This window comes from Microbacterium sp. 5K110 (genome assembly GCF_005774735.1).
Lineage (GTDB): Bacteria > Actinomycetota > Actinomycetes > Actinomycetales > Microbacteriaceae > Microbacterium.
On record NZ_VBUM01000100.1, the window covers coordinates 1 to 12,119 of the forward strand.

A 12,119-nucleotide genomic window follows, 5' to 3' on the forward strand; every position below is an offset into this window, starting at 1 on the left:
GCATCGGGTTCGACAGTGCCAGGCGCAGCCCCCGGCCTCCCGGCATCCCGGCTCCGATCCCGGTCTGGCCGGTGTGGAAGAGGGCCACCACCCCCGCGGCCTCGAGCTCGGCGTAGAGCGGGTAGTGCGCCTCGTCGCTCGGGTCGAAGCCCTGCACGGTGGGGTGGAACTTGAATCCGCGCACCCCGCTCTCGTCGATCAGGCGCCGCGCGCGCTCGACGGCGTCGGGACGGCGCGGGTCGACGGATCCGAAGGGGATCAGCACGTCGGGGTGACGTGCCGCGCCCGCGGCGACCTCGGCGCTCGAGATCGGCGGGTGCCCCAGCTGCGTCTCGGCGTCGACGGTGAACACCACCGCCGCCATCCGCCGCTCGCGGTAGTACGCGGCGATGCTGTCGAGGTCGGGGCGCGGGCCGTCGGTCGAGAAGTAGCGGCTGGCCGCCTCGGCGAGGTCGTCGGGCAGCGAGGCGTGCGCGTGGCCGTCGACCTCGATGTGCACGTGCATGTCGATCGCGGTCAGCGCCGCGACGTCGATGGCGGGCTCGTAACGGGTCACGCCGGTCACCGCGCGGGGTCGCGACGCAGGTCGTCGGGGAGCGGTGGGAAGCTCTCCCCGACGTCCTGCAGGGGGCCGACGGCCTCGGCGAAGCCCGCGGTGAGGTCCTCGGCGGTCCAGCCGCCGTCGCGGTAGGCGGTGGCGGCCGGCTCGGGGTGCGTCCACAGCTGCAGGCGATCGCCGCCGACACCGATGGCCTGGCCGGTCACGGCGCCGGCGGCATCCGAGGCGAGGTAGGCGATCAGGCCCGCGACGTCGTCGGACGTGCCGAAGCCGAGGTCGTGGCGGAAGAAGGCGGGCATGGGCTCCCCGGCGGCGTCGGCCTCGACGGCGGCGGCGAAGTAGGGCACCGTCGCGGTCATGGCGGTGGCGGCGACGGGGATCACCGCGTTCGCCGTGATCCCGGCGCGCTTCAGCTCGAGGGCCCAGGTGCGCACCATGCCGACGATGCCGGCCTTGGCGGCGGCGTAGTTCGTCTGGCCGAAGTTGCCGCGCTGACCGGTGGGGGAGCCGATGCAGATGATCCGCCCGGCGACGCCGTGCTCGCGCATCCACCCCGCCGCTTCGCGCACGCACGTGAAAGTACCGCGCAGGTGCACCCCGATCACGGTGTCGAAGTCGTCGTCGCTCATCTTCCACAGCACGGTGTCACGCAGGACCCCGGCGTTGGTGACGAGGATGTCCAGACCGCCGAAAGTGTCGACGGCGGTGCGGACGAGCTGTTGGGCCGTAGCGGTGGGGCCGACGGGTGCGACGACCGCGACCGCGCGGCCCCCGTCGGACTCGATCGTGGCGACGGCCTCCGCTGCGGTCGCCGCGTCGACGTCGTTGATCACGACGGCGGCGCCGTGGCGGGCGAGTTCGCGGGCATAGGCGAGGCCGAGGCCGCGGCCCGAGCCGGTGACGACGGCGACTTTGCCGTCGAGGAGCGGTGCGCTGGTCATAGGGATCCTTCCGTCGAGACCATTTCTAAACTCAACGATTGAGAATGTCAATCATTGAGTTCGCTACCATCGGGGAGTGACCTCGACGCCCGCCCCCGATGCGCCCGTCCGCCTCGACGACGAACTCAGCTTCCTCATGGCGCGCGCGAACGCCCTCTCCATCGCGGCCGGCAACGCCGCGCTCGCGCCCCTCGGTCTGCGGGTGCGGTCGTACTCGGTGCTCGCGCTCGCCGCGGGAGAGACGCGTCCCTCGCAGCGCGAGGTCTCCGATCATCTGCGGCTGGATCCGAGCCAGGTCGTCGCTCTCGTGGACGACCTGCAGCGCCGCGGTCTCGTCACGCGCGAGCCCGATCCGCGCGACCGCCGCGCCAACGTCGTCGTGATCACCGCGCCGGGCCGCGCGCTGCTGGACGAGGCCCGCCCCGCGATCCTGGCGGCCGAGCGCGAGCTGCACACCGGCCTCGACGACGGAGAGCGACGGCAGCTCACGACGCTGCTGCGGCGCGTGGCGTTCCCGGACTGAGCCCCGTGCGTCGGCCCGGGGCGTGCGCCGGCCCGTCGGTCGGGTAGACTCGTGTCGGCTCTCCGCGCGGCGGCATCCAGGCCAACTCCCCCAGGACGGAAACGTAGCAAGGGTAACCAGGCTCTACCGGGTGCGCGGAGAGTCTTTTCTTTGCCCGCGGATCCGGATGCCTCGCCCTCAGCGGCGCGCAAACGGCCCGTCGATCACCGCCCACTGCAGCAGCATGATCGTCTTGGCATCCTGGATCTCTCCGTCGCGGACCATCTGCAGCGCCGCGTCGATGTCGTACTCGAGGATCTCGATCTCCTCGCCCTCCTCGACCAGGCCTCCGCGGTCGCCCTCGCGCGACGCCCCGTCGTACGCGGCGGCGAAGAAGTGCAACCGCTCCGTGACCGATCCGGGGCTCATGTACACCTCGAACACCGGGTGCACCTCGGTGACGACGACCCCCGTCTCCTCCTCGGCCTCGCGGCGAATGGCGGTGATCGGGTCGTCGTCGTCCAGCAGCCCGGCCGCGGTCTCGATGAGCATCCCGTCGGGGTGGTCGTTGACGTACACCGGGTAGCGGAACTGCCGCGTGAGCAGCACCGTGCGCCGGTCGGGGTCGTAGAGCAGGATCGTCGCGCCGTTGCCGCGGTCGTAAGTCTCGCGCTTCTGGGTCGACCACTCGCCGTCGTCGCCTCGGTACCGGAAGGTCGTCGCGCGCAGGACGTGCCATCCGGCGGCGAGGAGTTCGACGTCGTCGACCACGACGCGCGGGTTGCGGTCGAGATCGCGGCCGGTGAGGTGCAGGCCCGTGCGGCCTCGGTGGTCGGGGACGGTGGTGCCGGGGCGTGCGTCGTTCATGCGGTCGGGATCTCCTCGATCGAGGTGTACACCGGGATGCCGCGTTCGAGCGCGATCTCCACGTCGCGGTCCGCGCCGCGCGAGGCGCCGGGAAGGCGGAGGACGGCGTCGCAGTGCTGCAGCAGGCGCTCCGCGGTCGGATAGAGCACCTCGGAGGCGAGCGGGTCGTTCGGCCCCGACGCCCCCGCGCTCGCGAGGACGGGCAGCGCGACCCACTCGCCGATCATCGGGACGTGCCCGGCGCGGAAGATCGGCCACGCCGCCTCCTCCAGACGGCGCAGGTTCGCGGCCATGCGCGCGGGGTCGCCGTCGGTACCCGACGCGTACGGTCCGGCGATCAGGATCAGGAGGGGGCGGCTCATAGTCGGAACGATAGTGCAGAAACGTGCAAGAATGTGGACATGATGCTGGCTGCTGCGCGCAAGGGCGTCCTGCTCGAGAGGTTGCGGCGCGACGGGCGCCTCGTGGTCAAGGATGTTGCGGTCGAACTCGGCCTGTCCGAGGACAGCATTCGCCGCGACCTGCGGGAACTGGATGCCGCGGGCCTCGCCGTGCGTGTCTACGGCGGTGCTCTGCCGGCCTCGCCCGCGGTCGCCGACTACTCGGTGCGCCAGGAGGTCGCTCGCGAGAGCAAGGCGCGCGTGGCGGACGCCGCCGTGGCCCTGATCGAGCCCGGTTCCACGGTGCTGCTCGACGGCGGCACCACGACGCTCGCGATGGTCCATGCCCTGCCTCGGGCGTTCACCGGGACGATCATCACGCATTCGCCGACCATCGCCGCCGCGCTCCTGGACCACGACGCGGAGGTCATCGTCATCGGCGGGCGCGTGTTCAAGCACTCGGCGGTGGCGTGCGGTGGCGCCGCGGTGGAAGCCGCGCAGCGGGTCAGCGCCGACGTCTTCTTCTTGGGCGTCACGGGCGTGCACGGCGAGGCGGGGCTGACGACGGGGGATGCCGAAGAAGCGGCGATGAAGCGTGCCCTCGCCGAGCGGGCGGCCGAGACGTTCGTCCTCGCGAGCGAAGAGAAGCTGGGCGCGGCCTCGCGCTTCGGCATCCTGCCGCTCACGGGCGTCTCCGGGATCATCGCCGATCTCGACCGCGGCGATCCCCGCGCCGGGGCCCTGCGTCGGGCGGGCGCTCGATTGCTGCCCGTTCCGCCCGCCCCGGGGCCGCTCGACATCGCTCGATAGCGAGGCAACCCCCGCGCGATGTCACCTCCCCCGCATAGGGTGGAGCCCGTGACGCAGAGCATCTACATCACGTCGGCCGAGGGTCACTCGGGCAAATCCACGGTGGCTCTGGGTGTCCTCGACGCCCTGAGTCGCGTCACCCCGCGCGTCGGCGTCTTCCGGCCGATCGCGCGCTCGACCGCCGAGCGCGACTACGTGCTCGAGATGCTGCTCGACCACGACGGCGTCGACCTCGCTTACGACGAGTGCGTGGGCGTCACGTACGACGACGTGCGCGACGACGCCGACGCCGCGCTCGGACGCATCGTCGAGCGGTACAAGGCGGTCGAGGCCCAGTGCGACGCGGTCGTGGTGATCGGCAGCGACTACACCGACGTCGGCAGTCCCGCCGAGCTCGCCTACAACGCCCGTATCGCGGCCAACCTCGGGGCACCGGTGCTCCTCGTCCTCGGCGGCCGCGCGCAACATGGACAGGGTGAGACGCTGGGACTGTCGGTCGCCCGCACCCCGCAGGAGGTCGGGCAGATCGCGGCCCTCGCTCTCCCCGAGCTGCTGCACGAGCGTGCCGAGGTGTTCGCCGCGATCGTCAATCGCGCCGATCCCGACCTGCTCGACGAAGTCGTGTCCTCGGTGCGGCACGTCGTCGACACGGCCGGCGCACCGCGCAGCCGGACGGTGCCGGTGTGGGCACTCCCCGAGGACCGCTTCCTCATCGCGCCGTCGATGCGCGGAGTGCTGCGCTCGGTCGAGGGCGAGCTCATCAAGGGCGACCCCGAGCTGCTCACCCGCGAGGTGCTCGGCGTGGTGGTGGCCGGTATGTCGATGGTCAACGTCCTGCCGCGCCTGATGGAATCCGCGGTCATCGTCATCCCCGCCGACCGCACCGAGGTGCTGCTGGCGGCGCTCCTGGCGCACTCGTCGGGGACGTTCCCCTCGCTCGCCGGCGTCGTGCTCAACGGCGGGTTCGAGCTGCCCGACGCGATCGTGCGCCTCATCGACGGCCTCGGTTCGTCGCTGCCGATCATCGCCACCGATCTGGGCACCTACGACACCGCGGTGCGGATCATGAACACGCGCGGACGTCTGGCCGCCGATTCGCAGCGCCGCTACGACACGGCGCTGGCGATGTTCGAGCGCCACGTCGACACCGAGCTCCTCACCCGCGAGCTGGGCGTCTCCCGCCCGAGCGTCGTGACCCCGCTGATGTTCGAGTACGGCCTCGTCGATCGCGCGCGCTCCGACAAGCGCCGCATCGTGCTGCCCGAGGGCACCGACGACCGCGTGCTGCGGGCCGCGGCCACCGTGCTCTCGCGCGGCATCGCCGACCTGACGATCCTCGGCGAGCCGATCGAGGTGCGCGGCCGCGCGATCGAGCTCGGCATCGACATCCGTGACGCCGAGGTGCTGAGCCCCTTCGACGCGGTGCACGTCGACAAGTTCGCCACCGAGTACGCGCGTCTGCGCGCCCACAAGGGCGTCACGTACGCGCAGGCGGCCGACACCGTCACCGACGTGTCGTACTTCGGCACGCTCATGGTGCACTTGGGCCTGGCCGACGGGATGGTCTCGGGTGCCGCGCACACCACGGCCCACACGATCCGCCCCGCGTTCGAGATCATCAAGACCGCGCCCGGTGTGTCGGTCGTCTCGAGCGTGTTCCTCATGGCGTTGGCCGACCGCGTGCTGGTCTACGGCGATTGCGCCGTCATCCCCGACCCCACGAGCGAGCAGCTCGCCGACATCGCGGTGTCGTCGGCGGCGACCGCGACGCAGTTCGGCATCGAACCGCGCGTCGCGATGCTGTCGTACTCGACGGGGGAGTCGGGCACGGGCGCCGACGTCGAGAAGGTGCGCGCGGCCACGGCGCTCGTGCGCGAGCGCGCGCCCGAGCTGCTGGTCGAGGGGCCCATCCAGTACGACGCGGCGGCCGACGCCGCCGTGGCGCAGGCCAAGATGCCCGGCTCCGAGGTCGCAGGGCGTGCGACCGTCTTCGTCTTCCCCGACCTGAACACCGGCAACAACACCTACAAGGCCGTGCAGCGCTCGGCCGGTGCGGTCGCGATCGGCCCGGTCCTGCAGGGTCTGAACAAGCCGATCAACGACCTGTCGCGCGGCGCCCTGGTCGGCGACATCGTCAACACGATCGCGATCACCGCGATCCAGGCCCAGGGGAGCCCCGCGTGAGCGTCGTGCTGGTCGTCAACAGCGGTTCGTCGTCGTTCAAGTACCAGCTGCTCGACATGGAGCACGAGCGCGTCCTCGCCTCGGGGCTGGTCGAGCGCATCGGCGAGGGCACGGGCGTCGCGACCCACACCGTCACCGCGGCATCCCTCGCTCCCTCCGACGGCCCTGCGCCGACGGTGACGGATGCCACGTCCACCATCGAGCGCGAGATCCCCGACCACACCGCGGGGTTCGCCGTCATGCTCGAGGCCTTCGCTCTGCACGGCCCCTCGCTCGAAGAGCGCGCGCCGGTGGCGGTCGGGCACCGCGTCGTGCACGGCGGGGCGCGCTTCTTCGAGCCGACGCTGGTGACCCCGCTCGTCGAGATCAACATCGACGAGCTGTCGGTGCTGGCCCCGCTCCACAACCCCGCGAACCTCGCCGGGATCGTCGCGGCGAAGAAGGCCTTCCCCGCGGTTCCGCACGTGGCCGTCTTCGACACCGCATTCCACCAGTCGCTCGCCCCGGCGGCGTACACGTACGCGATCGATCGCGAACTCGCCGAGGCGCACCGCATCCGCCGGTACGGATTCCACGGCACGAGCCACAAGTTCGTCAGCGAGTCCGCCGCGCAGTTCGTGGGACGGCCCCTGGCCGAACTCCGTCAGATCGTGTTCCACCTCGGCAACGGCGCGTCCGTCACCGCCATCGAGGGCGGCCGGTCCGTCGAGACCTCGATGGGCCTCACCCCGCTCGAAGGTCTCGTGATGGGCACGCGCTCCGGTGACCTCGACCCGGCGGTGCTGTTCCAGCTCGCCCGCCGTGCCGACCTCTCGATCGCCGACCTCGACACCCTGCTCAACAAGCGGTCCGGGCTCCAGGGTCTCGCCGGGGTGTCCGACATGCGCGACCTCACCGCGCGTTGCGACGCGGGCGACCCCGACGCCCAGCTCGCTTTCGACGTCTACGTCCACCGGCTGCGTGCGTACGCCGGGGCCTATCTCGCCCAGCTCGGCGGCGTCGACGTCATCTCCTTCACCGCGGGCGTCGGCGAGAACGCCGCGCGCGTGCGCGCCGAGGCCATGGCCACCCTGGGCTTCGCCGGGGTCGAGCTCGACGCCGAGCGCAACGAGACGCGGGGGCGCGGCATCCGTCGCATCTCGTCGGACGCCTCGCGCGTCGAGGTGCTCGTGGTGCCGACGAACGAAGAGCTCGAGATCGCTCGACAGACTCTGTCGGTCGCGTCCTGAGCCCACGGCCGTGACCCGCCTGCGCGCCGCCCGGGCCCTCATCGGCGGGGCGGTGGTGGGGCCCGTCGTGCTGGAGCTCGCGGGCGCGCGGATCCGGACGGTGCGTCCCGCACGAGACGACGACGTCGTCGACGTCGATCTCGCCGACGGCATGCTCAGTGCGGGGCTGCTCGATCTGCAGGTCAACGGCGCGTTCGGGGCGGATGTCGCCGCCGCCGACGGTGCCGCATGGCGGACGCTGCTCGCGGGACTGGCGACGCACGGCATCACGGGGGTGCAACCCACGGTGATCACGGCGCCGCTGCCCGAACTGGTGGCATCCCTGGAGCGGATCGGTCGCGCGCGCGACGCTTTCGCCGACGAACCGGTCGCCCGGGTCCTCGGGGCGCACGCGGAAGGACCGTTCCTCTCGCCGGCCCGCGCGGGAGCGCACCGCGCCGAGTGGCTGCTCGCGCCGACGCCCGCCCACATCGACGCGCTGGTGTCGGATCCCGGCGCGCATCGCGCGCTGCGCACCGTCACGCTCGCCCCCGAACTCCCCGGTGCGCTCGAGGCCGTCCGGCGTCTCACCCGAGAGGGGGTCGTCGTCGCCGTCGGGCACAGCGACGCCACCGCCGCGCAGGTCCACGCGGCGGGCGACGCCGGGGCGACCATGACCACGCACGTCTTCAACGCCCAACGGCCCCTGACCGCGCGCGAGCCCGGCGTGCCCGGAGCGGTTCTCGTCGACGACCGCTTCTTCGTGGGCACGATCATCGACGGCCGGCACCTCGACCCCCGCGTCGTGTCGCTCGTGATGACGGCGGCCGGCCGTCGCGCGGTCGGCGTGAGCGACGCGATCGTGACCGCCGGTCTCGCCCCGGGCGAGTGGCACGACTTCGGCGGGCAGCCCGTCGCGAACGACGACACGGGCCTCGGTCGGCGCCCCGACGGCACGATCGCCGGGGCCGGCGTCGTGCTCGACGAGGGTGTGCGCCGCATGATCGCGGCGGGCCTGGACCCGGCCTCCGTCCTCGCCGCGTGCACCGAGAACGCCGCCCGATCGCTCGGCCGCACCGACATCGGTCACCTCTCCGAGGGCGCTCTCGCCGACCTCGTGTGGTGGGATGCCATGTGGCATCCGTCCCGCGTGTGGATCGGCGGACGGGCCCTCGTGTCCGGGTCCCGCTGAGACCGCGGGGCGGCCTCGCCGGTACGCTGGGACAGCGACGTCCCCGTCGCTTGCACGTCCCGCCCTGCGATCTGGAGCCCGCCGTGACCGAGAGCCGTGACCTGCCCGACCTGACGTCGTACGACGCCGTGCTGTTCGACCTCGACGGGGTGCTCACGCCCACCGCGGAAGTCCACATGCGGGCGTGGAAAGAGATGTTCGACGAGCTCTTTGCGGCCTGGGACATCCAGCCGGCGTACACAGATCGCGACTACTTCGACTACGTGGACGGCAAGAAGCGCTACGACGGTGTCGCGAGTCTGCTGCGCAGCCGCGACGTCGAAGTGCCGTGGGGCGACCCGTCCGACGACCCGTCGAGCGACACCGTCTGCGGTGTCGGCAACCGCAAGAACGTCGTGTTCTCGCGCATCCTGCGGGCCGAGGGCATCGCGCCGTACCCCGGCTCGATCGCGCTGCTGGACGTGCTGGACGAGGCCGGCACCCCGATCGCCGTGGTGTCCAGCTCGAAGAACGCCGTCGAGGTGCTCGAGGCCGCCGGCATCCGTGAGCGTTTCCCCGTGGTGATGGACGGCGTCGTCGCCGAACGCGATCACCTCGCGTCCAAGCCCGCGCCCGACGTGTTCGCCGAAGCGGCGAAGATGCTCGGCGTCGACCCGGCGCGCTCCGCGGCCGTCGAGGACGCCCTCAGCGGCGTGACCTCGGCCTCGTCGGCGGGTTTCGCTCTGGTCGTGGGCGTCGATCGCGGGGTGGGGGCGGACCAGCTCTCGGCCGCCGGGGCCGACGTGGTCGTCGACGACCTCCAGGCGTTCGTAGACTGAGCCGTCGCCTCGCGCGACTGACCCGAACCCCGGCACCGGAAGGCATGCCCCCGATGATCGATCGCGATCGTTTCCCCGTCGACGAATGGCGTCTCATCGAGACCGAGTTCTCGGCCGACGACACCGGTGTCACCGAGACCCTCTTCGCGGTCGGCAACGGCTATCTGGGCTTGCGCGGCAACTCGATCGAGGGGCGCTTCGCCCACGAGCAGGGCACGTTCATCAACGGGTTCCACGAGACGTTCCCCATCCGCCACGCCGAGCAGGCGTACGGCTTCGCCGAGGTGGGGCAGACGATCATCAACGCCCCGGATGCCAAGGTCCTCCGGGTCTACGTCGACGACGAGCCGCTCTCGCTCGACATCGCCGACGTGCGCGACTACGAGCGCGTTCTCGACCTGCGCCAGGGGATCCTCCGTCGCACGCTGCTGTGGGTGACGCCCTCGGGCAAGGAGGTGCGCATCGAGGACGAGCGGTTCGTCTCCTTCGAGGAGAAGCACCTCGCCGTGCTCCGCTTGACCGTGACGGTGCTGAACGCCGACGCCCCGGTCGCGGTGAACAGCCAGCTGCTGAACCGTCAGGACGGCGAGGGCATCTACGGCGGTTCGCCGATGGCATCCCGGCAGTCCGGCTTCGACCCGCGGAAGACCGAGAAGCTCACCGACCGTGTGCTGCAGCCGCGGGACTACTGGCAGGACGGCGACCGTTCGGCCCTGTCGTACGAGGTCACCGAATCGGGAATGACGCTCGCCGTCATCGCCGAGCACGCGATCGAGACCGACAACGACTACACGGTCCGGCAGCTCGTCGAGCCCGACCTCGCCAAGACCGTGTACCGCGTGCACGCCCGGGCCGGGGTTCCCACGACGATCACGAAGCTCGTGAGCTACCACACCTCGCGCGGTGTGCCCGCGGGCGAACTCGTCGACCGGTGCCGCCGCACCCTCGACCGTGCCCGCGAGATCGGCGTCGACGGCCTCGTCGAACGCCAGATCGACTGGTTCGCCGCGTTCTGGGACCGCTCCGACGTGCGCATCGGCGGTCACGCCGACCTGCAGCAGGCGACCCGCTGGTGCCTGTTCCAGCTCGCCCAGGCCGCCGCCCGCGCCGACGGACACGGTGTCCCCGCGAAGGGCGTCACCGGGTCGGGGTACAGCGGTCACTACTTCTGGGACACCGAGGTGTACGTGCTGCCGTTCCTGGCGTACACGACGCCGCAGTGGGCGCGGAACGCGCTCCGCATGCGGCACCTCATGCTCCCCGCGGCCCGCAAGCGCGCCCACCAGCTCAACGAGGCCGGTGCTCTCTTCCCATGGCGCACGATCAACGGCGAAGAGGCCTCGGCCTACTACGCCGCCGGCACCGCGCAGTACCACATCAACGCCGACGTGGCCTTCGCGCTGGCGAAGTACGTCCGCGCGACCGGTGACGAGGAGTTCCTCGCCCGCGAGGGCGTCGACATCGCCGTCGACACGGCACGACTGTGGTCGACCCTCGGCTTCTGGCGCTCGAGCGACGGCGCCGACGGCGAGCCGGACTCCTTCCACATCCACGGCGTCACCGGGCCCGACGAGTACACCACCGTCGTCAACGACAACCTCTTCACCAACGTCATGGCGCGGTTCAACCTGCGCTTCGCGGCGCGGACGGTGCGCGACCTCGCCGAGAACGCCCCCGAGGACTACGGTCGCATGGTCGATCGCATGAACCTCGATCCCTCGGAGCCGGACCGCTGGGAGAAGGCGGCCGAGGCGATGCACATCCCGTTCAGCCCGGCGCTCGGCATCCATCCTCAGGACGCCGTGTTCCTCGAGCGCGAGATCTGGGACCTCGAGAACACCCCGCCCGACCAGCGCCCCCTGCTGCTGCACTTCCACCCGCTGGTCATCTACCGGTACCAGGTGCTCAAGCAGGCCGACGTCGTGCTCGCGCTGTTCCTGCAGGGCAATCACTTCACGGATGCCGAGAAGCTCGCCGACTTCGAGTACTACGACCCGCTGACCACCGGCGACTCGACGCTGTCGGCGGTCGTGCAGTCGATCCTGGCCGCCGAGGTGGGCTACCAGGACCTCGCGCTGGAGTACTTCCGGCAGGCGGCGTTCGTCGACCTCGGCGACCTGCACCACAACGCCGCCGACGGTGTGCACGTGGCTTCCGCCGGCGGCGTGTGGACGGCGCTCGTCAGCGGCTTCGGCGGCATGCGCGACCACTTCGGTCGACTGACGTTCGACCCGCGGCTCCCGGTCGACTGGCCCGAGCTGTCGTACGTGCTGCACTGGCACGGGACGCGCCTGAACATCACGCTCACCGCCACCGCGCTCACCCTGCGGGCCGGGGAGGACGGGGAGCCGGTGGAGTTCGCCGTCCGTGGCGTGGACTACACCGTCGCGCCCGGCGAGAGCGTCCGGATCACGCTGCACGGCCAGGGCCCGGTGATCCCCGGACGTCCGTCGATCCGCCAGCTCGAGGGCTCGGTCCGCGAGGACGGCACCCTGATGTCGGCCTCGGTGCCGATCGTCACCACCGCGATCCCCCTCATCCCCAGCGATGACGAACCGGTCGCCGTGGGTCTGGACGCCTGAGTTCCCTCACCCGACGCGCGGCGGTGCCCTCCGGGGTGCCGCCGCGTTCGTGTGCGCGGGGGGTGACCGGCGGTGG

General features: G+C 71.6%; 11 protein-coding genes and 1 other RNA gene. 8 read left to right on the top strand and 4 right to left on the bottom strand.

Annotation, left to right across the window (positions count from 1 at the left end):
- A partial coding sequence (locus tag FE256_RS15880) for an amidohydrolase family protein (protein ID WP_171024378.1) occupies nt 1–556 on the bottom strand: 556 nt, incomplete at its 3' end.
- A gap of 5 nt (nt 557–561) precedes the next feature.
- Nucleotides 562–1,500, bottom strand: a complete 939-nt coding sequence (locus FE256_RS15885) for an SDR family oxidoreductase (protein WP_138177604.1) — start codon at nt 1,498–1,500, stop codon at nt 562–564.
- A gap of 76 nt (nt 1,501–1,576) precedes the next feature.
- On the opposite strand from FE256_RS15885, the gene FE256_RS15890 reads away from it, so the two are divergent.
- Both FE256_RS15890 and ffs read left to right on the top strand, forming a co-directional pair.
- Nucleotides 1,577–2,023, top strand: a complete 447-nt coding sequence (locus tag FE256_RS15890; protein ID WP_252371059.1) for a MarR family winged helix-turn-helix transcriptional regulator — start codon at nt 1,577–1,579, stop codon at nt 2,021–2,023.
- A gap of 53 nt (nt 2,024–2,076) precedes the next feature.
- An RNA gene (ffs, locus tag FE256_RS15895) (signal recognition particle sRNA small type) lies at nt 2,077–2,173 on the top strand.
- A 27-nt stretch (nt 2,174–2,200) separates the two neighbouring features.
- Here ffs and FE256_RS15900 read toward each other — a convergent pair.
- Both FE256_RS15900 and FE256_RS15905 read right to left on the bottom strand, forming a co-directional pair.
- Nucleotides 2,201–2,869 (bottom strand): NUDIX domain-containing protein, encoded by a 669-nt coding sequence (locus FE256_RS15900; RefSeq protein WP_138177606.1) that lies wholly within the window; start codon nt 2,867–2,869, stop codon nt 2,201–2,203.
- Nucleotides 2,866–3,231 carry a DUF4406 domain-containing protein gene (locus tag FE256_RS15905; protein WP_171024379.1) on the bottom strand — a complete coding sequence of 122 codons (366 nt, stop codon included), beginning with the start codon at nt 3,229–3,231 and terminating at the stop codon, nt 2,866–2,868. The genes FE256_RS15900 and FE256_RS15905 overlap by 4 nt, the downstream gene beginning before the upstream one ends.
- 39 nt (nt 3,232–3,270) lie before the next feature.
- Between FE256_RS15905 and FE256_RS15910 the strand changes: the two genes are divergently transcribed.
- The 6 genes from FE256_RS15910 (at nt 3,271) to FE256_RS15935 (ending at nt 12,043) form a co-directional block, all read left to right on the top strand.
- The gene (locus tag FE256_RS15910; protein ID WP_394529696.1) at nt 3,271–4,059 is read left to right on the top strand and encodes a DeoR/GlpR family DNA-binding transcription regulator; all 789 of its coding nucleotides are present in this window, start codon (nt 3,271–3,273) and stop codon (nt 4,057–4,059) included.
- Nucleotides 4,060–4,107: 48 nt separating this feature from the next.
- On the top strand, nt 4,108–6,243 hold the full coding sequence (gene pta, locus FE256_RS15915; protein WP_138177608.1) for a phosphate acetyltransferase: 2,136 nt from the start codon (nt 4,108–4,110) through the stop codon (nt 6,241–6,243).
- Nucleotides 6,240–7,472 carry an acetate/propionate family kinase gene (locus FE256_RS15920; RefSeq protein ID WP_138177610.1) on the top strand — a complete coding sequence of 411 codons (1,233 nt, stop codon included), beginning with the start codon at nt 6,240–6,242 and terminating at the stop codon, nt 7,470–7,472. The genes pta and FE256_RS15920 overlap by 4 nt, the downstream gene beginning before the upstream one ends.
- Nucleotides 7,473–7,482: 10 nt before the next feature.
- Nucleotides 7,483–8,643: an N-acetylglucosamine-6-phosphate deacetylase gene (locus tag FE256_RS15925; RefSeq protein WP_138177612.1), complete on the top strand. Its 1,161-nt coding sequence runs from the start codon at nt 7,483–7,485 to the stop codon at nt 8,641–8,643.
- A gap of 83 nt (nt 8,644–8,726) precedes the next feature.
- A complete protein-coding gene (locus FE256_RS15930) occupies nt 8,727–9,461 on the top strand; it encodes an HAD family hydrolase (RefSeq protein ID WP_138177613.1) in 735 nt (244 codons plus the stop codon).
- 53 nt (nt 9,462–9,514) lie between these two features.
- Nucleotides 9,515–12,043 (top strand): glycoside hydrolase family 65 protein, encoded by a 2,529-nt coding sequence (locus FE256_RS15935; protein WP_138177615.1) that lies wholly within the window; start codon nt 9,515–9,517, stop codon nt 12,041–12,043.
- Nucleotides 12,044–12,119: the final 76 nt, after the last annotated feature.

Coding starts and splice junctions, on each gene's coding strand:
- FE256_RS15885 (WP_138177604.1), bottom strand. CDS start 1,500: ATGACCAGCGCACCGCTCCTCGACGGCAAAGTCGCCGTCGTCACCGGC.
- FE256_RS15910 (WP_394529696.1), top strand. CDS start 3,271: ATGATGCTGGCTGCTGCGCGCAAGGGCGTCCTGCTCGAGAGGTTGCGG.
- FE256_RS15935 (WP_138177615.1), top strand. CDS start 9,515: ATGATCGATCGCGATCGTTTCCCCGTCGACGAATGGCGTCTCATCGAG.
- FE256_RS15905 (WP_171024379.1), bottom strand. CDS start 3,231: ATGAGCCGCCCCCTCCTGATCCTGATCGCCGGACCGTACGCGTCGGGT.
- FE256_RS15900 (WP_138177606.1), bottom strand. CDS start 2,869: ATGAACGACGCACGCCCCGGCACCACCGTCCCCGACCACCGAGGCCGC.